Here is a 20,415-nt window from a genome sequence, read left to right as displayed (position 1 = left end):
CTGCTCACTGTCAAGATAAGGACTTGATGATGACCGAAGAACCGAGAGCCGGCGATCGCTACCATCACGGCAATCTGCGCGCGGCGCTGCTCGACAGCGCGCTCGAAGTGCTGTCCGAGAGCGGTGTCGCCGGGTTCAGCATGCGCGAGGCCGCGCGCCGGGTGGGAGTGTCGCAGTCCGCTCCCAAGCACCACTTCGGCGACGCGCGCGGGCTGCTCGGCGCGCTCGCCACACGCGCCTACCGCCAACTCTGCGACCGGCTGGAGGCAGTGGAGGTCGTCGGGCGCGATGTGCGGGAGCGGGTCGCGGCGCTCTCGGCCGAGTATGTTGCGTTCGCCCGGGACAACCGCGCGCTGTTCGACCTCATGTGGCGTATGACCCAGTTCGACTTCAACGATCCAGACCTGGTCGAGCAGAAGCACCAGGCGCTCCGCGCCCTGGACCGTGGCCTGCGCGGCCAGGATGCGCAGCTACCGGATAGTGCGGACCCCGCGCTGGTGCCGAGCTACGCAGTGTGGTCACTCGTGCACGGCTATACAAGCCTCGCGCTGGAGGGCGCGATCGACGAAGACACCCCGGATCCGTTGACGAGCGACTTGCTCCCCGCGATGCTGCGGCTCCTCGATGTGTCCCCGACCGACGGTGACCAGAAGACCATCGCAGCTGAGCCTTGATCCACCGGACACCTGCCGGTCGGATGCCTTGGAAAGGCGCGGATGCCCTCCGAACTGGGGGCTCCGACATCAGAGTCGAGGCGGGCTCGAACGTCCAGCGCTGCCACACCTCCGGCCTGAAAGCGGCGTTCGCCACGGGCGAGGACGCGACCCCGGACCCGAACGCGGACGGCCCGACGACCACCAGCATCGTGCTGACCAACAAGGGCAGCCGCACCTGCAAGATCGGCGGCTTCCCGGGCGTGGACCTCAGGTCCGAGAACGGCGGTCAGAGCTGGTCGCTCCAGCGTTCGTCGGCCAAGTACGGCTCGATCACCCTGGCGCCCGGCGACAGCACCGACTTCACGATCAACCTGGCCCTGGCCGGGGAGGACGAGGAGAACGCCTGGATGCCCGCCTCCGTGGCCCTCACCCCGCCGAACGAGACCTCCGCGCTGACCCTGAAGTGGCTCTGGGGCCCGCTCGTCGACCAGACCGGCGCCACCCACCCGGCCACCTTCGTCAACCCCATCGGCTGATCTCGGTGTGACCGGCGCCGCCTTACGAGCCCCACCAGCCGGCGGCGCAGCCGGGCGCTGGTGGGTGGCGCGTACGCGGGGTGTGTGACGCTGCTCGCCTGGTTCGGGGTCGTGGCCGGGCTCGGGCCGCTGTACTGGCCCGGACTGTGTGTGGTCGCGGGGCAGTTGGGGTGGCAGGTACGGCGGGCCGACCGTATGGATGCCGGAGCCTGCGGGCGGGTGTTCGCCACCAATCCCCTGTGCGGACTGCTCATCCTCGGGGCCGTGCTCTCCGGGCGGATCGGTACCCTCGGCTGAGGGACACCGATCCTGGAGGTGCTGGTGGGACTGCGGGAACGGATCTCGGCGGAACTCACGGCGACCATGCACGGCGGGGATCTCAAGCTGGAGCGGTACGCGGGGCCGCCCGGTGATCCCGGGCTGTTCGGGATCGCGCCGGGGGATCCGGTGTGGCGGGTGCACGGGCATGCCACCGGGATGCTCACCGGCGGGTTCGCCGCGCTCATGCTCCAGTCGCTGCATCCGCTGGCCATGGCGGGCGTCGACCAGCACTCGGATTTCCGCGCCGATCCGGTCGGGCGGCTGAACGGAACCGTACGGTTCATCACCACGACCACCTTCGGCTCCTCGGCCGCCGCCCGCGAGGTGATCGACCTCGTCCGGCGGATCCACATCCGGGTGCACGGCACCGCCCCCGACGGCCGGCCGTACCGCGCGGACGACCCCGACCTGCTGACCTGGGTGCACACCGCCGAGGTACGCAGCTTCCTCGCCGGCCACCAGGCCTACGCGCCCCGGCCGCTCCGGCTGACCCCCGCCGAGTGCGACGCCTACTACCGCCAGGCCGCCCCCGTGGCCGAGGCGCTGGGCGCGCGGAACGTACCGCGCACGTCCCTCGAAGCCGAGCGCTACCTGACCCGCCTCCGCCCCCAACTCCATGCCACCCCGGCCGCGCTGGACTCGGTGCTGTTCCTCCGCCGCTTCGGACGCACACCACGGGAGCGGCTGGTCGTCGGCCTGCTCATGAACGCCTCGGTCGGGCTCCTCCCCGACTGGGCCCGCGCCGAACTGGGCATCCACCGCCCGGCCCCCGTCCGCACCGCCTGGGACCGGCCCCTGGCGACGGCCGTCGGACGTACCCTCGAATGGGGTCTCGGCCCCTCCCGGATCCAGGCCGCCGCCCGGGCGCGGCTAGCGCACCACGCGGTGGCGGAGATAGACGACCCCTGAGCTGAAGGTGCGGGTCTCGACGAGTTCGAGATCCACCCGGCGCTCGTGCCGGGGGAAGTACGGAATGCCACCGCCGACCAGCACCGGATAGACCATGGTCCGGTACTCGTCGATCAGGCCCGACGCGGCCGCCTCGGCGGCGAGGGTCGCGCCACCGATCGCGATGTCGCCCTCCCCCGGCTCGGCCCGCAACCGCTCGATCTCCTCCGCCGGCCCGCCGGAAGCCAGGCGGGCATGGCCCTGCACCGCCGACAGCGTGGTGGAGAACACCACCTTCGGGAGCGGCTTCCAGAGCGCGGTCCACTCGAGCATGGCGTCGTCGAGCGAGGGGTCCTGATCGGCGGTCTCCCAGTACAACATCGTCTCGTACAGCCGTCGTCCCAGCAGGTGGACGCCGACCTCCCGGATCTCGTCGATCCAGAAGCGAAAGACGTCCTCGTCCGGCGCCGTCCAGTCGAAGCCGCCGTCCGGCCCGACGATGTAGCCGTCGAGGGAGACGCCCATCGAATAGGTCACGCTGCGCATCAGAAGTCCTCCTCGGTGACGGGTTCGACAGTAGGACCGCTGAACACCGCGAAACTCATCGCGGATCATTCCTCGGAGGACGAGAAAGCCGGCTACGCGCCGAACCCCCCGCCAGGGCCTTCGGCCCGGGCGAGGGGGGAGCGGGTCAGCGGTGGGCTACCAGATGATGGCGTCGTCCAGGTCCTGCTGCCAGTAGCTGACCTTGATGGAGTCGTCGATGTAGACGCCCTTGGCGGGCAGGGACGGGTGGGCGGCCGAGGAGAGGCTGCCACCGTTGCGGTCCGAGAAGTAGACGGCGAGGGACTTCGCGGTGTAGCCGTTCGAGCCGCTGCCGTCGGCGGCGGACAGGTTCACGGAGGCGTAGCCGGACTCGCCCGGGGCGAGCGTGACGACGGCCTGCGGCTTCGACGCCTCGATGACCGGCGGCACCGACTGGGCCGACTCGAACTGGACGGCCGGGTAGTTGTAGAGGTAGCAGGGCTTGCTGCCGGTGTTGGTGACCGTGAGCAGCATGTGGTTGAGGGGGCGGGCCAGGGGGGCCGCGGTCGTCTTGGTGTTGGAGCCCTGGCAGGTGACGGCGGCCCGGTTCGTGGTGGCCTTGCTGTTCGCCGACACCGCGGACGCGTTCGCGACCGGCTTCGCACCGGCGAGGGACTTCGCGTCCTCGTGGGAGGACACCGACGCACCCTCTGCACGGGCACCCGATCCGTCGGTGAACGCGGTCAGGGAGAGGGTGGCGACCGCGGCGGTCGCGGCGACGGCCAAAAGGCGGGTGCGGGAGAGGCGGGTGCCGGACATGTGAGGGAGTCCCTTCGGCGGTGCGGTGGATGTGCTGCTTGGATGACCTGAGCTTGTGGGGCCATCTGTCCCAACCGCCACAAATTCCGGGCAGGTTGGAACGCTGGAACGCCGAAACGGGCTTTTACCAGGGGGAACGTAAAGCGCCTGGAACGCGGAGATGGGACGCGTCGGGCCAGCGGGGAAGGGGAGGGAACGGTGTCAGGAGTGACAGGGGCCACCGAGGCGAGGGGGGCGGCCGGGGACGCGGAGGCGTTCGCGGAGCTGCTGCGGGGGCTCAAGGAGCAGTCGAAGCTGAGCTACGGGACGCTCGCCAAGCGGCTGCACATGAGCAGGTCGACACTGCACCGCTACTGCAACGGCAGCGCGGTGCCGGCCGACTACGCGCCGGTCGAACGGCTCGCCCGGATGTGCCGGGCGACCCCCGAGGAACTGGTCGAGCTGCACCGGCGGTGGATTCTGGCGGACGCGGCACGAAGACGTAAGGGGCCGGGGCCGAACGAGGTGACACGCGACGCCGGGGCCGAGGAACCCGAGCGGGCCCCGACGGCTGAGGAACCGGCCCCCGGCGCCGAGGACCGCCCTGCCGATTCGGGCGGGACGGAGCCGGAGGACGTGGGCGGTGAACTCCCCGCACCCGGCGGACGTGACGAACCCGTCGTCGGCGGCACCACCCCGCCCGCGCCCCCGCGGACCCGTCGGCGCCGCACCGCGCTCATCGCCTCCGTCGCCGCGGCCGCCGTGCTGGGCGCCGTCGCGCTCGCCGTGAGCCTGCCGTCCTCCGGTGGTGCCGGGGGTGACGGCGGCCACCGGACGGCCGCCGGGGACACCACCCTGGTCACCGGCACCCACTCCGCCACGCCTACGGCCCCCCGCACCGGCCGGGCGGACGACAAGCGGCCCTCCACGTCGGCCTCCCCTCCCCCGTCCCGGAGCGCGAAGACCGGCACGCCCTCCGCACCGCCATCGGAGGCCGCCGCCCACGACGACGGCGGCGGCTCCGCCGAGCGGGGCACCGGCGGCGTACCGCTCAACGTCGGCACCCGCCCCTACATCTACGACAGCCCCTGCAGCCAGCACTTCCTCGTCAACAGGGAACCCGAACAGGTCGGCCCGCCCGCCCCCGAGCGGGACGCGCCCCGCTGGTCCGCCGCGTACGGCGCGGTCTCCTCCGGGGAGCAGCGCGTCGCCCTCACGGTGCAGGGCACCGGAGAGGACACCGTCGTCCTGGAGGCGCTGCACGTACGCGTCGTCACCAAGGGCGCCCCGCTCGCCTGGAACGACTACTCGATGGGCGTCGGCTGCGGCGGCGGCGTGGACACCAAGTCGTTCGACATCGACCTCGACAACGGCAGCCCCACCGTCACCGTCAAGAACGGCCAGCGCGACTTTCCGTACAAGGTCAGCGAGTCCGACCCGGAGGTCTTCTACATCACCGCCCACACCAAGGCGCACGACGTCCGCTGGGACCTCGCCCTGGACTGGTCCAGCGGCAACCGCCGCGGCACCGTCCACATCGACAACAGCGGCGCCCCGTTCCGCACCAGCGCCAACGTCGGCCGCCCCGGCTACGACTACCCACTGGGCGGCACGGAGTGGATCGATCGGGTGGGGTGAAGACCAGGCTCTCAGGTCCACGCCGGGGCGTCGGTGCCCCACCGGCCGGGCGGGCGCGCCCAGGTGCGGGGAGCGCCGTCGTAGGCGATCGGCGGGAGGGCGTGGCGCAGGCGGCCGTACGGGGACGGGGTCTCGGTCAGCCAGGGGTCCGGGGCGTACGTCCCGTCCGGCGGCGGTGCGGGGGTGATGCCGTGGCAGAGCCAGGACGCCGTTCCGGCCAGGGAGAACCGCAGGTGGCGACCGCCGCCGGTGGCCATGCGGTCGGTCAGGGCGCGGAGTACGCCCGCGGCGAGGAGGTAGCCGGTGCCGTGGTCGAGGGCCTGGGCGGGGAGCACGCCGGGGCGGCCGTCGCCCGTGGCCTCGGTCATCGCGATGCCGGTCCCGGCCTGTACGAGGCTGTCGAACCCGCGCCGGGCGGCCCACGGCCCGGGCCGGCCCCAGGCGCCCAGCCGGGCGACGATCAGCCCGGGGTGATCGGTGAGGAAGCGGTCCAGCGCGCCGGGGCGGTAGCCGGTGACCACGACGTCGGCCCGGGCGAGGAGCCCGTCGAACGTCCGCCGGTCGTGGGGGTCGGCGAGGTCGAGGCGGGTCGAGCGCTTGCCGAAGCCGGTGTCGGCGTGGGCGTCGGGGTCCTCGGGGAGGTGCGGGGAGTCGACACGCAGCACGTCCGCGCCCAGCAGCGCCAGGGTGCGGGTCGCGACGGGACCGGCGATGACCCGGGTCAGGTCCAGCACCCGGACCCCGTCGGCGGGGAGCGCCGCGGGCGGGAGGGGGTGCGGGGTGCCGCCGCCGGTGTCCCGGGGTTCCGCCAACGGGAGGTTACGGAGCGGGAATTCGCCCGGCCGTACGGCGGCCACGGCCAGCGCGCCCGCCGCGTACGCCGTCTCCTGGACCTCCCGGGCCACGCGCCGCGCCAGCTCTGCGGCGAGCGCGTCCGGCTCGGCGCGCTCCGGCAGGCCCAGCGCGGCCAGCAGCCGGGCGCGGTGGTGCGGATAGTTGGCGTGGGTGCGCACCCAGCCGTCGGCCGTGCGCCAGAAGCCGGACAGCGGGGCGAAGGCGGTCGCCTCACGGCCGTCGATGCGCAGATGGCGTTCGCTGACGAACGCGGTGGCGACGGCGCCCTCGTCCACCCGTACGGCGGGAATCCCGCCCCCGTTCCGCCGCGCCGCCAGTTCGGCGGCGGCCAGCGAGCACACGCCCACGGTGGCCCGGGCCAGTTGCCGCACCGGCAGCCGGGCGGGCAGCACGGCGCCCGCCGGGGCGTACGCGACGCGCTCGGCGAGCGCGGGCGGGCCGCCGAGGGCGTCCCAGGCGTAAGCGGTGGCGGCGTCGGTCATGGCGCCACCGGCCCCAGCGTGGCCTCGATGCCCGCGACGATCGTGCGCAGGCCCTCCTCGAACCGGACCTCGTAGTCCTCGAAGAGGTCCGCGCCGACCGCCGCGGTGAGCGGGTAGTCGGGGCCGATGAGGGCGGTCCGCTCCGCCAGGTCGTAGCCGGGGGCGCGCTCGCCCGCCATGGGCTCGACGGCCTGCTCCTCGATGACGAACCCGAGGGTGAAGGTGTACGCGATGAACGAGGCGCGGGCGGCGGGGCCCGGGGCGAAGCCCGCCGCCACGAAGGCGCTCAGCTGGGCCTCCATGGGGGCTGCGTGGCCGGTGCCGGTGAAGCGGGTGCCGCTGAAGACCTTCGCCCCGTCGCGGTAGCCCAGCAGGGCGTGGCGCAGGGCGCGTTGGGAGGCGATGAGACGTTCCTGCCAGGTCGCCTCCGGCCCGAGGCCCGTGGGCGCCTCGGCCAGCCGCCGGAACATCGCGGTGGCCATCTCGTCCAGCAGGGCCTGTTTGTTCTTGAAGTGCCAGTAGAGGGCGGGCGCCTGGACGTTCAGCTCCTTGGCGATGCGGCGCAGGGTGAGCCCTTCGAGGCCCACCTCGTTGAGCAGCCGCAGCGCGGTCTCCACCACCTGGTCCCGGTCCAGTCGCGTCGCCATGCGCTCATCCTCCCAGCTCAGTCCGTCCCCCTTGACAATTTAACAGCGTTAAGCGCATTCTCGGCCCCATGGAACTTAACAACGTTAAGGACGTGGGCGTGCTGATCGTCGGGGCGGGCCCGGCCGGGCTGACCCTGGCCATCGACCTGGCCCGGCGCGGTATCGCGGCGCGGATCGTGGAGCGCGGCGAGCGGCTGTTCCCGGGGTCGCGCGGCAAGGGGCTCCAGCCGAGGACGCAGGAGGTCTTCCACGACCTCGGGGTCATGGACGCGGTCCGGGCGGCGGGCGGCCCGTACCCGCCGATGATGGGCTGGGAGGGCGAGCGGCGGCTCGGCGCGTTCGAGATGATCGTCCGCAACGACCCGACCCCCGGCGCCCCGTACCACGACATCTGGATGCTGCCGCAGTGGCGGACCGCCGAGATCCTGTACGCGCGGCTGCGCGAGCTGGGCGGCGAGGTCGAGTTCGGCGCGGCGTGCACGGGGCTGACGCAGGACGCGGACGGTGTCACCGCGCGGCTCGCGTACGCCGACGGCTCGACCGGAGCCGTACGGGCGGCGTACGCGGTGGCCGCCGACGGCGGTCGCAGCGCGGTCCGCCAGGCGCTCGGCATCGGCATGACGGGCGAGTCCGTCGACCCGGTCCCGCGGCTGGTGGCCGACGTCCGGCTGACCGGCCCGGACCGCGACCACTGGCACGTGTGGCAGCGGGCGAAGGGCGGCGGACTGTCGCTGTGCCCGCTCGCCGGGACCGACCTGTTCCAGGTGCTGGCCCAGTACGACGACGAGGACGCCGCCCCCGACCCGTCCCCCGAGGCGGTGCGGCGGCTGATCGCCGAGCGGACTCATCTGACGGAGTCCGACGTGGGCGAGGTGCTGTGGGCCTCGCCGTTCCGGGTCCGGGCGGCGATGGCGGAGCGGTTCCGCGACGGGCGGGTCTTCCTGGTGGGAGACGCGGCGCACATCCACTCCCCCGCGGGCGGCCAGGGGCTGAACACCGGCATCCAGGACGCGTACAACCTGGGCTGGAAGCTGGGCGCCGTCCTGCGGGGCGGCGCGGATCCAGCGCTGCTGGACTCCTACGAGGAGGAGCGGATGCCGGTCGCCGCCGGGGTGCTGGGCATCAGCACCCGTATCCACCGCGCCGGAATGGCCGGCAACGCGAAGGAGCCCCGCCGCACGGCCGAGGTGCACCAACTGGGGCTGACCTACCGCGGCGCGGCGCTCGCCGTCGACCTGCGATCCACCGTGGCCGAGGCCGCGCTACGCCCCGGCGACCGCGCGCCCGACGCCCCCTGCACGCTCCCCGACGGCACCCCGTTCCGTCTCTTCGACGCCTTCCGCGGTCCCCACGTGACGGTGCTCGCACTCGGCGGCGCGGAACCGCCCGCCCCCGGCCGCGCGTCCGTGGTTGCGTATCGTGTCGGCGGCCCGGCCCCCGATCTGCTCGACCCGGACGGCCACATCCGCGACGGGTACGGGGATCAGGGCGTCTTCGTCATCCGGCCGGACGGGTACGTGGGCTGCGCGGCCGACCGCCCGACCGACCGTACGGACGAGATGACGGGATATCTGGCCACGTTGGGCACGTAGGACGATACGACGGGAAACCGCACAGCGGGTACGGCTACCATCGCGGAGCGCACATCCATTGACCGCTCTCATGCGTCCCTGGCTCGACGGCTTTCCCTCTGGACGGCCGCGCCCACCGGGACATTGGAGTATTCATTTGAAAACCACCACCAAGCGCATGCGTCGTCTCTCCGCGCTGAGCGTTCTCGCCGCGGGATCCGTCCTGGCCTCCGGGGCGTTCGTCCCCGCGCAGGCCGCCGCCGCCGCTGCGCCCACGATCACCGCCAAGGGCGGGTACGTGATGAACAACGGGACGGGCAAGGACCTTTACAAGAAGGCCGCCGACACCCGTCTCTCCACCGGCTCCACCACCAAGATCATGACCGCCCGTGTGGTGCTGGCCCAGCCGGGCCTGAACCTCGACTCCAAGGTCACGGTCCAGAAGGCGTACAGCGACTACATCGTCGACAACAACTGGGCCTCCTCGGCCCGGCTGATCGTCGGCGACAAGGTCACCGTCCGCCAGCTGCTCTACGGGCTGATGCTGCCGTCCGGCTGTGACGCCGCGTACGCCCTGGCCGACAAGTTCGGCACCGGCTCGACCCGGGCCGCGCGGGTGAAGTCGTTCATCGGCAAGATGAACTCCACCGCCAAGAGCCTCAACCTGAAGAACACGCACTTCGACTCGTTCGACGGCATAGGGCACGGCCAGAACTACTCCACGCCGCGCGACCTGACGAAGCTCGCGAGCAGCGCGATGAAGTACTCGACGTTCCGCACGGTCGTGAAGACGAAGAAGACCAAGCAGAAGACCGTCACCAAGAGCGGCGGCTACCGCAACATGACGTGGGAGAACACCAACCCGCTGCTCGGCACCTACTCGGGCGCCATCGGCGTGAAGACCGGTTCGGGCCCGGAGGCCAAGTACTGCCTGGTCTTCGCCGCCACCCGCAGCAACAAGACGGTCATCGGCACCGTCCTCGCCTCCTCCTCGGTCGGCACCCGCACCACCGACGCGAAGAAGCTGCTGGACTACGGCTTCAAGCGGTAAGGACGCACGAACACCGGCAGGGGCCTGCTCGCGAGCCGCGCGAGCAGGCCCTTCGCGCTTGTCAGTCGCACCGGCCGCCCGGGTATCCACGTCGCACAGCGGGCCGGAACCTGGCCCACACCGGCACGGACGCCCACCGCCCGCGGTGTGCCCGGCGCGGCGGCGGACCGTAGGGCGACTGCCAGGCCGGCCGCCCGGTTCGACCCGAGCCGCCGCGGCGGAGAACGAGGGGCAGGCGAGTGGGCACGACCGCCCAGTTCTTGGACACAGAGTTACACCGATTCCAGTGAGAGGACCGCAGCGAAAAGGAGCACGGCGCACGGGTGCGACGCGCGACGATCAGCGCTAGGGGGAGCTCACTTGGAGTACAACGGCATGTCCTTTTCAGGGTGATGGTGGGCGGGAGCAGGGTAACGGCGCACGGGAGACGGCTCCACTGATTTTCGGGCGGGTGGCGTTGCCGTGCGGTTCGCTCATCCCCATGACGGCGCGATCGCTTCAAGGACTTCGCGTAGTGATGTGACGCCGTCAGAAGCGAGGAAGTGACCGGCTCCGGGGACCACCTCTGCGGAGACCCCGAGCAGGCCGGCGAGACGGTCGGTGTGACCAGAGGGAACGTATGGGTCCGCGTCCGACCGGATGATCGTAAGTCGCCCGACGTGGTTGCTGAGCTCCTCCACGTCGCAGCCGTCTCCGATGTAGGAGTTCAGTTCCGGAAGCGCGGGCAGCTGGTCGACGAATCCGGAGACCAGCACGAGGGTGCCAAGGCGCCAAGGGGCCGGAAGTGATCGCAGGTAGCGCAGCACTGTCAGGCAGCCCAGGCTGTGCGCGACGATGATCGAGTTCTCGTCAGGCGTTCCCACGTCGGTGCGTACGGTTTCCGTCCACTGCGCGGGGTCTGGGTCTTGTGGGTTCGGGAGGGCCGGGATCGTGGTCACGATGCCGGCCGTGTCGAGCTGTTCGCCCAGCCAGCCGAACCAGTGATCTTCGGGGGATGCCCCGTAGCCGTGGATGATCGAGGCACGCCGCTGGGTTGTTCCTGTTGTCATGCCACGGGACGGTATGGGTTCACGTCAGCGTGAAGGTCAAGCCGATGAGGGGGAGGTACGGTGCTGATCAGCGAACTCGCCGAGCTGACCGGAGTGAGCACGCGAGCGCTGCGCCACTACGAGGACCGAGGACTACTGGTCCCGGCTCGCAACAGCAGCGGGTACCGGAACTACGCCGAGTCCGACGTCACCCGCGTAGCGCAGATCAGGACGATGATCTCCGCCGGCTTAGGCACCTCGGCCATCCGGCGGTACCTCGACTGCGCTCGCAGCGGCGAACACGGCACCACCCTGGAGATGTGCCCCGACCTACGAGCCGAGCTGGCCGCCCTGGCCCGGCGGCTCGATGCCAGGCAAGCCGAACTCCGTGCCGCACAACGACGATTGAGCGAGCTGACATCCGGTGGCACGCCGCCGGCCGGGTCGGGATCAGCGGGGCGTTAGCGGTGGATCAACGAGGGCCCCTGGCGCCGGTGCGGACGTCGCAATCCACACCGGAACCAGAGGCCCTCGCCTCGTTCACGAACCACTCACGGCGCGTCGCCCGCCTGAAGCGCCTCGTCGAAGTCCAGCAGCACCTTGCAGGACTGGCGGCGGTCGGCGGCCTGGGCGAACGCCTCCGCCGCCTCCCGCACCGGCCGGACCCCGCTGATCAGCGCGTCGAACGACGGCTCCGCCGCGAGCAGCCGCAGCGCGTCGTCGAACTCCTCGTGGAAGCGGAACGCGCCGCGCAGGTCGATCTCCCGCGCGACCAGCAGGTTTCCGGCGAACGGGCTCTGCCCGGGCGGCAGCATGCCCAGCTGGACGATCACCCCGCCGCGCCGCACCCGGTGCAGACAGGTGTCGAGCCCGGCGGCGACGCCCGACGCCTCGATCGCGACATCCACCTCATCGGTGGGCCAGTTCGGGTCGTCCGGGTCGTCGGCCCGTACGCACGCCGTCGCACCGGCCGCCGCCGCGAACTCCAGGGCCCGGGGCAGCACATCGGTCGCGGTGATGGCCGCGGCGCCCGCCGCCCGCGCGGCGGCGACGGCCAGGCAGCCGATCGGCCCGGACCCGGTGACCAGCACATGGCGTCCGGTCAGATCGCCCGCGCGGCGCACCGCGTGCAGGGCGACGGACAGCGGTTCGGCGAGCGCCGCCCGGCGCGGTTCAAGTCCCTCGGGCAGGGTCCGCAGCTGTCCGGCGGGTACGGCGATACGGGACGCGAAGCCGCCCTGTACGTGGGGGAAGCGCGCCGCGCTGCCCAGGTAGCGGGTGTCGCGGCAGATGTTGGCGCGGCCGCCCGCGCATTCGGGGCACACCCCGCACGGCGTCGCCGGGTGCACGGCGACCGGGGTGCCGGGGGCGGGCCCGCTCGCGCCCTCGCCGTACGACACGACCGTGCCGACGACCTCGTGCCCCAGCACCATGGGCTGCTTCAGCCGGAAGTCGCCCACGCCGCCGTGGCTGTGGTAGTGGAGATCCGACCCGCAGATCCCGCCGTACCGGATCGCCACCAGCGCCTGGCCGGGGGCCACCTCCGGTTCGGGGAGTTCGTCGACCCGCAGATCTCCCTGCCCATGGATCACACAGCCCAGCACCATCCGCCCTGCCTCCTTCGTCATGTGCTTCACAGCACGCTCGTCATGCCGCCGTCGACGTACAGCACCTGGCCGCTGACGAAGTCGGCGGCGGGCGAGGCGAGATAGAGCAGCGCCCCGATCAGGTCCTCGGTGCGGCCCCAGCGGCCCGCCGGGGTCCGGCCGCGCACCCAGGTGCTGAACTGCTCGTCCTCGACCAGCGGCCGGGTCAGCTCGGTCTCGATGTAGCCGGGGCCGACCCCGTTGACCTGGATGCCGTACGGGCCCCAGTCGGCGCACATGCCCTTGGTGAGCATCTTCAGCGCGCCCTTGGTGGCCGAGTACGGGGCGATGCCCGGGCGGACCACCTCGCTCTGCAGCGAGCAGATGTTGACGATCTTGCCGTGGCCGCGGGCGGTCATGCGCCGCGCGGTCTCTCGGCCCACCAGGAACGCGCTGGTCAGGTTGGTGTCCACGATCTGCCGCCAGGCCTCGTCGGTGAACTCCAGCAGCGGGGCGCGGTTCTGCATCCCGGCGTTGTTGACCAGGATGTCGAGCGGGCCGACCCGCTCCTCCACGTCGGCGATCCCCGCGGCGACGGCCGGGCCGTCGGTGACGTCGAAGGCGGCGGTGTGCACGCCCGCCTCCGCGCCGCCGAGTTCGGCCGCCGCCTTGTCCAGGGCCTCCTGGTCGCGGCCGTTGAGGACGACCGTGCAGCCGGCCTCCACCAGGCCGCGGGCGAGCGCGTGCCCGATGCCCCGGCTGGAGCCGGTCACCAGGGCGGTGCGGCCCGCGATGTCGAAGAGCGGATGTGTCGTCATGACGTACGTATCCTTCCGGGCCCTTCCGGACCTCAAATGACCAGCGACAGCAGCAGGACGAAGACGAGCGCGACGACCGAGATGACCGTCTCCATCACGGACCAGGTCCGCACCGTCTGCCCCACGCTCATCCCGAAGTACTCCTTGACCAGCCAGAATCCCGCGTCGTTGACATGGCTGAAGAAGAGCGACCCGGCGCCGATGGCGAGCACCAGCAGCGCCACGTGGGTGGTGGACATGTCGGCGGTGAGCGGCCCCATCAGCCCGGCGGCGGAGATCGTGGCCACAGTCGCCGAACCGGTCGCGAGCCGGATCGCGACCGCGATCAGCCAGGCCAGCAGCAGCGCGGAAACGTTCCAGTCCTTCGAGATGTCCATGATCATGTTGCCGACGCCGATGTCGATGAGCGTCTGCTTGAAGCCGCCGCCCGCCGCGACGATCAGCAGGATTCCGGCGATCGGGGCGAGCGAGTGCTCCACGGTGCTGGAGATCCGGTCCCGGGTGAAGCCCGCCGCCCGGCCGAGGGTGAACATGCCCACGATCACCGCCGCCAGCAGCGCGACCAGGGGGTTGCCGATGACGTCGGCGATCCGCTGGACGGTGTTCTCCGGGTCGTCCACGGCGATGTCGACCAGTGCCTTGATCAGCATCAGCACGACCGGAAGCAGCACGGTGGACACGGTGGCGGCGAATCCGGGCCGCCGCTCCAGGTCCTCGGACGGGCGCGTCGGCATCAGCCGGTCCGGCGGGGTGACGTCGACCCAGCGGTCGGCGAAGCGCGAGAAGACCGGGCCCGCGACGATCGCGGTCGGCACCGCGATGAGCACGCCGAGCGCCAGGGTCACGCCCAGGTCGGCGTGGACCGCGTCGATCGCGGCGAGCGGGCCGGGGTGCGGCGGCACCAGGCCGTGCATCACGGACAGGCCCGCGAGCGCCGGAATGCCGATCCGCATCACGGAGAAGTTGCCGCGCTTGGCGACCAGCAGCACCACCGGGATCATCAGCACCATGCCGACCTCGAAGAAGAGCGGCAGGCCGATGATCCCCGCGATGAGCACCATCGCCCAGGGCATCGTCCGGTTGCTCGCCTTGGCGAGGATCGTGTCCACGATCTGGTCGGCGCCGCCCGAGTCGGCCAGCAGCTTGCCGAGGATCGCCCCGAGGGCGATCAGCACGCCGACGCCCGCGACGGTGTCGCCCAGCCCGCCCGAGAAGCTGGTGATCACCTTGTCGAGCGGCGCCCCCGCGACGGCGCCGAGCGCCAGCGAGCCGATCGTCAGCGACAAGAACGCGTGCAGCTTGGTCTTGGTGATGAGCAGGACGAGAACGGCTATGCCGACGAGGACGGCTATGCCCAGCTGTGCGTGACCGGCCGACGTGATCGGGTCGACGGTGTCCGCTGCCAGCATCTCGGCGCTGAGATGGGTCACGGAGGGTTCCTAACGTGCGCTACGGGTGTCCGGGCTACCGCTGCCGCAGTGCGGCGACGGCCCGCTCGGTGATGGTCTCGGGGCCCGGGGCGATGTCGACGGCGACGCCGTGCTCGTCCGGCTGGAGCGGCTCCAGGGTGGCGAGCTGCGAGTCGAGCAGAGCCCCGGAGAAGAAGTGGCCCTTGCGCTCCTTCATCCGGTCGGCGATCAGCTCGCGGTCGCCGGTCAGGTGGAGGAAGACGACCCCGGGCTCGGCGGCGCGCAGCCGGTCCCGGTAGCTCCGCTTCAGCGCGGAGCAGCTGACCACGCCGCCGTGGGCCACGTGGTCATGGGCCCAGGCGCCGATGGCGTCCAGCCACGGCCTGCGGTCCTCGTCGTCCAGCGGGGTACCGGCCGACATCTTGGCGATGTTGGCCGGTGGGTGGAAGTCGTCGGCCTCGGCGTACGGCACACCGAGTGCGTCGGCCAGCAGGGGTCCGATCGTGGTCTTGCCCGTACCGGACACTCCCATGACGACGACCAGGGGGGCATGCATGTGGAAAACCTCGCTGTCTGCTCCGGTGCTGTCTTCCTCGACTGTCGTTTCGACCTCGGCACCGCTGGCAGCACACTCAACCCCACGGGTACGACGTATTCAAGAGTTCGTGACTTAAAAGTCATACTTAAATGCGAGGGGCGGCGGGGGCGGCCACGTAGTCTGACCCCATGGACAACCAGGGGCCCGCAGGCCGGGGACTGCACGCTCGGGTACTGGCGTCCCTCGGGCCCGCGATCACCGCGGGCGACTACCCGCCGGGGACCGTGCTGCGCACCGACGAGCTGGAGCGCCGCTTCGACGTCTCACGGACCGTGGTCCGCGAGGTGGTGCGGGTCCTGGAATCCATGCACCTGGTCCGCTCCCGCCGCCGCGTCGGGGTGACCGTCCTGCCCCCGGAGGAGTGGGACGTCTTCGACTCGCAGGTCATCCGCTGGCGCCTGGCCGGCCCCGACCGCCCCCGCCAGCTGCGCTCCCTGACTTCCCTGCGCTCGGCCATCGAACCGGCCGCCGCCGCCCTGGCCGCCGAGCACGCCACCCCCGAGCAGTGCGCCGAGCTGACCGAGCACGCCCTGAACATGGTCGCCACCTCGCGCGGCGAGCAGCTGACCGCCTACCTCGTCCACGACGTCGCCTTCCACCGGGTGATCCTGCGCGCCTCGGGCAACGAGATGTTCGCGCGCCTCGGCGACGTGGTCGCCGAGGTGCTGGCGGGCCGCACCGAGCACCAGGTGATGTTCAGCGACCCGGACCCGGAGGCGGTCACCCTCCACGTCCGGGTCGCCGAAGCGGTCCGCGCGGGCGACGCGGAGCGCGCGGAGCGCTACACCCGCGAGATCACCGTGGGCGCGCTGCGCGAGCTGGACATCCTGGCGCCGTAGGCCCGGACCCCCGTCCCACTGGCGCGCCGACGGGTGGCCCGCCGACGACGTGAGCGTTCGTCAGAACTCCAGGACCGCGCGGTAGCGGGCCCGTCCGCCCCGCACGCGGTCCAGCGCCTCCTCGATGCGCGCCACCGGGTACGTCTCGGTCTCCGCCCGGATGCCGTGCCGGGCCGCGAAGTCGAGCATCTGCCCCGTTTCCACGGGCGTCCCCACGAGCCCCCCGGCGAGGGTCTTCTCGCCCAGCAGCAGGGACAGCGGATGAACGGTGAACGCGGACTCGGGCACCCCGACGACACTCAGCTTCCCCTGCGGCCGCAGCGTCGCCAGGTACGCGTCCCACGGCAGGTCCCCGGAGACGGTCGACAGGACGAAGTCGAACGCCCCGGAGAGCCCCGCCAGCCCCTCCCCCGCCGCGCCCGCCACGACGAATTCGTGCGCCCCGAACCGCCGGGCGTCGTCCGCCTTGGTGGCCGTCGAGGAGAGCGCGGTGACATGGCACCCCCACTTCGCGAGGAACTGGAGGGCGAGGTGGCCCAGACCGCCCACGCCGACCACGGCGACCCGGTCCGTGGGCCGCACCCCGTGCCGCACCAACGCCGAGAACACCGTCGAACCGGCGCACATGAGCGGCGCGGCCTGCTCGGAGGCGAGGGCGTCGGGGAGCGGCTGCACATACCGCCAGTCACCGGCGCGCACCTGGGTGGCGAACGCGCCACCGTCGCCACGGAGCACGAGGTCGTCCTTGTCCGGGCAGAGATGCTGTCGACCGCTCAGACACCACTCGCAGGCGAAACACGCGCCGGCCGTCGCCCCGACGCCCACCCGCTGCCCGATGGACAGCCGGGCGCGGTCGACAGCGCTGCCCAGCGCCGCGACGACGCCGACCGCCTCGTGCCCGGCGACCACCGGGAAGCGGGAGATGCCGTGCAGGTCGTCGATCATGCCGACGTCGGTGTGGCAGACACCGCAGTGGGTGACGGCGACATCCACCTCGTGGGGGCCGAGGGGCGTGGGCTCGTACTCCCGCACCCGTACCGGCCCTCGGGCTTGCTCCACCGCATACGCGCGTACCGCCACGGTTACCGCCTCTCCAAAAAACCAACTAGTTAGTTTTACGGTAGGACAGAGACTCACGGAGGGCAACCAACCAGTTGGTAATCTGGCGCCATGTCCCCCGCGAAAGCCGACGCCACACGCCGTCGCCTGCTGGACGCCGCCACCGAGGACTTCGCCGCCCACGGCGTCGCGGGGGCGCGCGTGGACCGCATCGCGGCCGCCGCCGGCGTCAACAAGGCCCAGCTCTATGCCTACTTCGGCGACAAACTCGGCCTGTTCGACGCGGTCTTCCGCCTGCACGCCGACGCCGTCGCCGACGCCGTCCCGTTCACCGCCACGGACCTCGCCGCCTACGCCGTGCGGCTCTACGACGCGTTCCTCGCCCGCCCGGATCTGGTCCGCCTGGTGACCTGGGCGAAGCTGGAGGGAATCCACACCGGAAGCCTGGCGCCCGGGAATCCGGCGGTCGCCGCCAAACTGCGGGCGCTCTCCGAGGCGCAGCGGAACGGCGGGGTCATCGCCTCGCTCGACCCTCAGGACATCCTCGCCCTGATCACCTCCATGGCCCTGACCTGGTCCGCGGCGAGCCCCTACGCCACCGCGACGCAGGACGACCGCCCCGAGGAGCACGACCGCCGCCGCCGGGCCCTGTCGGAGACGGTGCGGCGGTCGTTCGTCCGCTCGTGAGGGCGGGCGCCCCGCTCGCCTACGGCCGGACGTAGGGCCGGGTCATGATCTCCATGTTGTGGCCGTCCGGGTCCTCGAAGTACGCGCCGCGGCCGCCGAAGAGGTCGTTGACCTTGCCGGGTTCGGTGTGGTGCGGGTCCGCGTAATAGGTGACTCCGGCCGCCTCCAGGCGGGCGATCATGCCGTCGAACCACTCCTCGGGGACGAGGAACGCGTAGTGCTGCGGCTGGATCGGCTCGTCCCGCTTCTCGTAGTAGTCGAGCGTGACGCCGTTGCCGAGGTCGACGGGGAGGAACGGGCCGAACGGGGCGCCGGCCTCCAGGCCGAGGACGGTGGCGAGGAATGCGGCCGACCGCTGCCGGTCCGAGGCGTAGACGGCGGTGTGGTTCAGCTGGATGTTCATGTGAGGTGTCTCCGGTGTCGTCGTGGGGGCGGCGCGAAGGGCCGCTGTGCGAACGATGAACAACGGAGAGGGACGGCGGGGCTCTGGCCCGCCTCGCGCTCACGCCGAGGCCGGGCGCCTCGCTCGTGCATGGCCCTCGTGGGCCGACCCGGCAGTCACCCGGCCGAATCTAGCGGACCCCCCGAGGGACATCAACGGGATAACCGGGCCCGCGAGTTGCGCGTCGTCAGCGGCGCCGCAGCGACGGGTCCAGCAGCGCGGGCGGGGTGTCGAACTTCTCGTGCGGGGCGAGGTCGGTGCCGGGGGCCACGATGGCGTCGATCGCGTCGAGGACGTCGGCGGAGAGCACGGTATCGGCGGCGGCAAGCTGCGCGTGCAGGTGCTCCAGGGTGCGGGGGCCGATGAGCGCGCTGGTGACGGCGGGGTGCGCGGTGACGAAGCCGAGCGCGAGCTGGATCATCGTCAGGCCCGCCTCGTCGGCCACCGTGGCCAGCTGCTCGACGGCGTCGAGCCGGGCCCGGTTGGCGGGGATGGTGGTGTCGAAGCGTTCCGGCATGAACGCCGAGCGGCTGGTGGTGACGTCCCGGCCCGCGCGGACCGCGCCCGACAGCCAGCCCGAGGCCAGCGGGCTCCACACCAGCACGCCGAGCCCGTACTCCTCGGTCACGGGCAGCACGTGCGCCTCGATCCCGCGCTGGAGGATGGAGTAGCTGGGCTGTTCGGTGACGTAGCGGCCGAGGTGATGCTCGCGGGCGGCCCACTGGGCCTGCACGATGCGGTAGGCGGGGAAGGTCGAGGAGCCGAAGTACCGGATCTTGCCCGCGCGCTGGAGGTCGGTCAGGGCCGACAGCGTCTCCTCGTCGCCGGTGCTCGGATCCCATCGGTGGATCTGGTAGAGGTCCACGTGATCGACGCCGAGGCGGCGCAGGCTGTTGTCCAGCTCGGTGACCAGCCAGCGGCGCGAACCGCCCCGGTGGTTGCGCTCGTCGCCCATCGGCATGCCCGCCTTCGTGGCCAGCACGATGTCGTCGCGGCGGCCCGCGATGGCCTTGCCGACCATCTCCTCCGACTCGCCGCCGCCGTACATGTCGGCGGTGTCGATGACGTTGATCCCGCCTTCGAGGGCGGCGTCGACGATGGCGGTGGCCTCGTCCTGGGTGGTGCGCCCGATCGCGCCGAAGTTCATCGCGCCGAGCGCGAGGGTGCTGACCTGTACGCCGGTGCGGCCCAGGGTGCGGTAGTGCATGGTCGTGTTCCTCCGTCGAGGGCAAGGCATGGCTTGGTCGCGGGTCCCCGCTCTGCCATCATGAGCAAACGGAACCTCGTTCCACTTGACGATACGGAACACTGTTCCGTTTTGGCAAGGTCGTACAGGGCAACGGAGGGAGCGGCGCGGTGAACGACACCGGCGAGGACGGCACGGGGCGCGCGGCCCCGCCCAAACGGAAGGACGCCCGGCGCAACAAGGAGACGCTGCTCGACGCTGCCGCCACGGTCTTCGTCAGATCAGGCGTGGAGGCGCCCGTACGCGACATCGCGGCCGAGGCGGGCGTCGGCATGGGCACGATCTACCGCCACTTCCCCACCCGGGCGGACCTCATCATCGCCGTCTACCGGCACCAGGTCGAAGCCTGCGCCGAGGCCGGTCCCGCCCTGCTGGCCTCCAGCGCCACCCCGCACGCAGCGCTGGGGGCGTGGATCAACCGCTTCGTCGACTTCCTGGTCACCAAGCACGGCCTCGCCGCCGTCCTGCAGTCCGACAGCTCCGGCTTCGACACCCTGCACACCTACTTCCTCGACCGCCTCGTGCCCGTGTGCACCCAACTCCTCGACGCCGCGGCCGAATCCGGCGAGATCCGCTCCGAGGTAGAGGCCTACGAGCTGATGCGCGGCGTGGGAAACCTCTGCATCGGCGCGAACGGCGACCCCCGCTACGACGCCCGCCGGCTGGCCGCCCTGCTGATCGCGGGGCTGCGCCGACCGACCGGGCCCAGCGACAGCGAGGGGTGACAGCGCCGGG

23 protein-coding genes are annotated in these 20,415 nt (G+C 71.8%); 11 read left to right on the top strand and 12 right to left on the bottom strand.

Going from position 1 to position 20,415, the window contains the following annotated elements:
• Positions 1-29: 29 nt before the first annotated feature.
• The 4 genes from ABZ562_RS09310 (at position 30) to ABZ562_RS09295 (ending at position 2,422) form a co-directional block, all read left to right on the top strand.
• Positions 30-674, top strand: a complete 645-nt coding sequence (locus tag ABZ562_RS09310) for a TetR/AcrR family transcriptional regulator (RefSeq protein WP_361475884.1) — start codon at positions 30-32, stop codon at positions 672-674.
• Positions 675-697: 23 nt separating this feature from the next.
• Entirely contained in the window at positions 698-1,192 is a 495-nt protein-coding gene (locus ABZ562_RS09305) for a DUF4232 domain-containing protein (protein WP_361475882.1), read from the top strand.
• An 84-nt stretch (positions 1,193-1,276) separates the two neighbouring features.
• A complete protein-coding gene (locus tag ABZ562_RS09300; RefSeq protein ID WP_361475880.1) occupies positions 1,277-1,489 on the top strand; it encodes a hypothetical protein in 213 nt (70 codons plus the stop codon).
• A 24-nt stretch (positions 1,490-1,513) separates the two neighbouring features.
• A complete protein-coding gene (locus tag ABZ562_RS09295) occupies positions 1,514-2,422 on the top strand; it encodes an oxygenase MpaB family protein (protein ID WP_361475878.1) in 909 nt (302 codons plus the stop codon).
• Here the strand turns inward: ABZ562_RS09295 and ABZ562_RS09290 are convergent.
• Positions 2,384-2,947, bottom strand: a complete 564-nt coding sequence (locus tag ABZ562_RS09290) for a dihydrofolate reductase family protein (protein WP_361475876.1) — start codon at positions 2,945-2,947, stop codon at positions 2,384-2,386. The genes ABZ562_RS09295 and ABZ562_RS09290 overlap by 39 nt on opposite strands.
• Positions 2,948-3,103: 156 nt before the next feature.
• The gene (locus ABZ562_RS09285) at positions 3,104-3,745 is read right to left on the bottom strand and encodes a DUF4232 domain-containing protein (RefSeq protein WP_361475874.1); all 642 of its coding nucleotides are present in this window, start codon (positions 3,743-3,745) and stop codon (positions 3,104-3,106) included.
• 207 nt (positions 3,746-3,952) lie between these two features.
• On the opposite strand from ABZ562_RS09285, the gene ABZ562_RS09280 reads away from it, so the two are divergent.
• Positions 3,953-5,362, top strand: a complete 1,410-nt coding sequence (locus ABZ562_RS09280) for a helix-turn-helix transcriptional regulator (RefSeq protein ID WP_361476023.1) — start codon at positions 3,953-3,955, stop codon at positions 5,360-5,362.
• A gap of 11 nt (positions 5,363-5,373) precedes the next feature.
• On the opposite strand, the gene ABZ562_RS09275 is transcribed toward ABZ562_RS09280, so the two are convergent.
• Together ABZ562_RS09275 and ABZ562_RS09270 are read right to left on the bottom strand one after the other, a co-directional pair.
• Positions 5,374-6,699: a CoA transferase gene (locus ABZ562_RS09275; protein WP_361475872.1), complete on the bottom strand. Its 1,326-nt coding sequence runs from the start codon at positions 6,697-6,699 to the stop codon at positions 5,374-5,376.
• Positions 6,696-7,346, bottom strand: coding sequence for a TetR/AcrR family transcriptional regulator C-terminal domain-containing protein (locus ABZ562_RS09270; protein ID WP_361475870.1), 651 nt, complete (start codon positions 7,344-7,346; stop codon positions 6,696-6,698). The genes ABZ562_RS09275 and ABZ562_RS09270 overlap by 4 nt, the downstream gene beginning before the upstream one ends.
• A 68-nt stretch (positions 7,347-7,414) precedes the next feature.
• Here ABZ562_RS09270 and ABZ562_RS09265 point away from each other — a divergent pair, with 68 nt between their 5' ends.
• Positions 7,415-8,938 carry an FAD-dependent monooxygenase gene (locus ABZ562_RS09265; RefSeq protein WP_361475868.1) on the top strand — a complete coding sequence of 508 codons (1,524 nt, stop codon included), beginning with the start codon at positions 7,415-7,417 and terminating at the stop codon, positions 8,936-8,938.
• Between the two features lie 157 nt (positions 8,939-9,095).
• Positions 9,096-9,968 carry a D-alanyl-D-alanine carboxypeptidase gene (locus tag ABZ562_RS09260; protein WP_361475866.1) on the top strand — a complete coding sequence of 291 codons (873 nt, stop codon included), beginning with the start codon at positions 9,096-9,098 and terminating at the stop codon, positions 9,966-9,968.
• 473 nt (positions 9,969-10,441) lie between these two features.
• Here ABZ562_RS09260 and ABZ562_RS09255 read toward each other — a convergent pair whose 3' ends face one another.
• The gene (locus ABZ562_RS09255; RefSeq protein WP_361475864.1) at positions 10,442-11,017 is read right to left on the bottom strand and encodes an alpha/beta hydrolase; all 576 of its coding nucleotides are present in this window, start codon (positions 11,015-11,017) and stop codon (positions 10,442-10,444) included.
• A 60-nt stretch (positions 11,018-11,077) separates the two neighbouring features.
• Here ABZ562_RS09255 and ABZ562_RS09250 point away from each other — a divergent pair, with 60 nt between their 5' ends.
• Entirely contained in the window at positions 11,078-11,461 is a 384-nt protein-coding gene (locus tag ABZ562_RS09250) for a MerR family transcriptional regulator (protein ID WP_361475862.1), read from the top strand.
• 86 nt (positions 11,462-11,547) lie between these two features.
• On the opposite strand, the gene ABZ562_RS09245 is transcribed toward ABZ562_RS09250, so the two are convergent.
• The 4 genes from ABZ562_RS09245 to ABZ562_RS09230 are packed head-to-tail and all read right to left on the bottom strand — an operon-like array spanning position 11,548 to position 15,365.
• Complete coding sequence (locus ABZ562_RS09245; protein ID WP_361475860.1) at positions 11,548-12,624, bottom strand: L-idonate 5-dehydrogenase; 1,077 nt, start codon at positions 12,622-12,624, stop codon at positions 11,548-11,550.
• A gap of 5 nt (positions 12,625-12,629) precedes the next feature.
• Complete coding sequence (locus tag ABZ562_RS09240; RefSeq protein ID WP_361475858.1) at positions 12,630-13,400, bottom strand: SDR family oxidoreductase; 771 nt, start codon at positions 13,398-13,400, stop codon at positions 12,630-12,632.
• Positions 13,401-13,432: 32 nt separating this feature from the next.
• Positions 13,433-14,830 (bottom strand): gluconate:H+ symporter, encoded by a 1,398-nt coding sequence (locus tag ABZ562_RS09235; RefSeq protein ID WP_361475856.1) that lies wholly within the window; start codon positions 14,828-14,830, stop codon positions 13,433-13,435.
• 34 nt (positions 14,831-14,864) lie between these two features.
• Positions 14,865-15,365: a gluconokinase gene (locus tag ABZ562_RS09230; protein ID WP_361475854.1), complete on the bottom strand. Its 501-nt coding sequence runs from the start codon at positions 15,363-15,365 to the stop codon at positions 14,865-14,867.
• 170 nt (positions 15,366-15,535) lie between these two features.
• Here ABZ562_RS09230 and ABZ562_RS09225 point away from each other — a divergent pair, with 170 nt between their 5' ends.
• Positions 15,536-16,246, top strand: coding sequence for an FCD domain-containing protein (locus ABZ562_RS09225; RefSeq protein ID WP_361475852.1), 711 nt, complete (start codon positions 15,536-15,538; stop codon positions 16,244-16,246).
• A gap of 60 nt (positions 16,247-16,306) precedes the next feature.
• On the opposite strand, the gene ABZ562_RS09220 is transcribed toward ABZ562_RS09225, so the two are convergent.
• On the bottom strand, positions 16,307-17,326 hold the full coding sequence (locus tag ABZ562_RS09220; protein ID WP_361475850.1) for an NAD(P)-dependent alcohol dehydrogenase: 1,020 nt from the start codon (positions 17,324-17,326) through the stop codon (positions 16,307-16,309).
• A gap of 90 nt (positions 17,327-17,416) precedes the next feature.
• Between ABZ562_RS09220 and ABZ562_RS09215 the strand changes: the two genes are divergently transcribed.
• Entirely contained in the window at positions 17,417-17,992 is a 576-nt protein-coding gene (locus ABZ562_RS09215) for a TetR family transcriptional regulator (protein WP_361475848.1), read from the top strand.
• Positions 17,993-18,011: 19 nt separating this feature from the next.
• Here the strand turns inward: ABZ562_RS09215 and ABZ562_RS09210 are convergent, their stop codons facing one another.
• Positions 18,012-18,395: a VOC family protein gene (locus ABZ562_RS09210; RefSeq protein ID WP_361475846.1), complete on the bottom strand. Its 384-nt coding sequence runs from the start codon at positions 18,393-18,395 to the stop codon at positions 18,012-18,014.
• Between the two features lie 226 nt (positions 18,396-18,621).
• Complete coding sequence (locus tag ABZ562_RS09205; RefSeq protein ID WP_361475844.1) at positions 18,622-19,641, bottom strand: aldo/keto reductase; 1,020 nt, start codon at positions 19,639-19,641, stop codon at positions 18,622-18,624.
• A gap of 149 nt (positions 19,642-19,790) precedes the next feature.
• Here ABZ562_RS09205 and ABZ562_RS09200 point away from each other — a divergent pair, with 149 nt between their 5' ends.
• On the top strand, positions 19,791-20,405 hold the full coding sequence (locus ABZ562_RS09200; RefSeq protein ID WP_361475842.1) for a TetR/AcrR family transcriptional regulator: 615 nt from the start codon (positions 19,791-19,793) through the stop codon (positions 20,403-20,405).
• Positions 20,406-20,415 lie beyond the last annotated feature (10 nt).

The sequence above is a fragment of the Streptomyces sp. NPDC019937 genome (assembly GCF_040631655.1).
Lineage (GTDB): Bacteria > Actinomycetota > Actinomycetes > Streptomycetales > Streptomycetaceae > Streptomyces.
Note: the sequence above shows the minus strand (reverse complement) of the source record. Positions and strands in the feature narration are given on the sequence as shown.

Coding starts and splice junctions, on each gene's coding strand:
- ABZ562_RS09310 (WP_361475884.1), top strand. CDS start 30: ATGACCGAAGAACCGAGAGCCGGCGATCGCTACCATCACGGCAATCTG.
- ABZ562_RS09305 (WP_361475882.1), top strand. CDS start 698: ATGCCTTGGAAAGGCGCGGATGCCCTCCGAACTGGGGGCTCCGACATC.
- ABZ562_RS09290 (WP_361475876.1), bottom strand. CDS start 2,947: ATGCGCAGCGTGACCTATTCGATGGGCGTCTCCCTCGACGGCTACATC.
- ABZ562_RS09285 (WP_361475874.1), bottom strand. CDS start 3,745: ATGTCCGGCACCCGCCTCTCCCGCACCCGCCTTTTGGCCGTCGCCGCG.
- ABZ562_RS09275 (WP_361475872.1), bottom strand. CDS start 6,699: ATGACCGACGCCGCCACCGCTTACGCCTGGGACGCCCTCGGCGGCCCG.
- ABZ562_RS09270 (WP_361475870.1), bottom strand. CDS start 7,346: ATGGCGACGCGACTGGACCGGGACCAGGTGGTGGAGACCGCGCTGCGG.
- ABZ562_RS09265 (WP_361475868.1), top strand. CDS start 7,415: ATGGAACTTAACAACGTTAAGGACGTGGGCGTGCTGATCGTCGGGGCG.
- ABZ562_RS09260 (WP_361475866.1), top strand. CDS start 9,096: ATGCGTCGTCTCTCCGCGCTGAGCGTTCTCGCCGCGGGATCCGTCCTG.
- ABZ562_RS09255 (WP_361475864.1), bottom strand. CDS start 11,017: ATGACAACAGGAACAACCCAGCGGCGTGCCTCGATCATCCACGGCTAC.
- ABZ562_RS09245 (WP_361475860.1), bottom strand. CDS start 12,624: ATGACGAAGGAGGCAGGGCGGATGGTGCTGGGCTGTGTGATCCATGGG.
- ABZ562_RS09240 (WP_361475858.1), bottom strand. CDS start 13,400: ATGACGACACATCCGCTCTTCGACATCGCGGGCCGCACCGCCCTGGTG.
- ABZ562_RS09230 (WP_361475854.1), bottom strand. CDS start 15,365: ATGCATGCCCCCCTGGTCGTCGTCATGGGAGTGTCCGGTACGGGCAAG.
- ABZ562_RS09225 (WP_361475852.1), top strand. CDS start 15,536: ATGGACAACCAGGGGCCCGCAGGCCGGGGACTGCACGCTCGGGTACTG.
- ABZ562_RS09215 (WP_361475848.1), top strand. CDS start 17,417: ATGTCCCCCGCGAAAGCCGACGCCACACGCCGTCGCCTGCTGGACGCC.
- ABZ562_RS09210 (WP_361475846.1), bottom strand. CDS start 18,395: ATGAACATCCAGCTGAACCACACCGCCGTCTACGCCTCGGACCGGCAG.
- ABZ562_RS09205 (WP_361475844.1), bottom strand. CDS start 19,641: ATGCACTACCGCACCCTGGGCCGCACCGGCGTACAGGTCAGCACCCTC.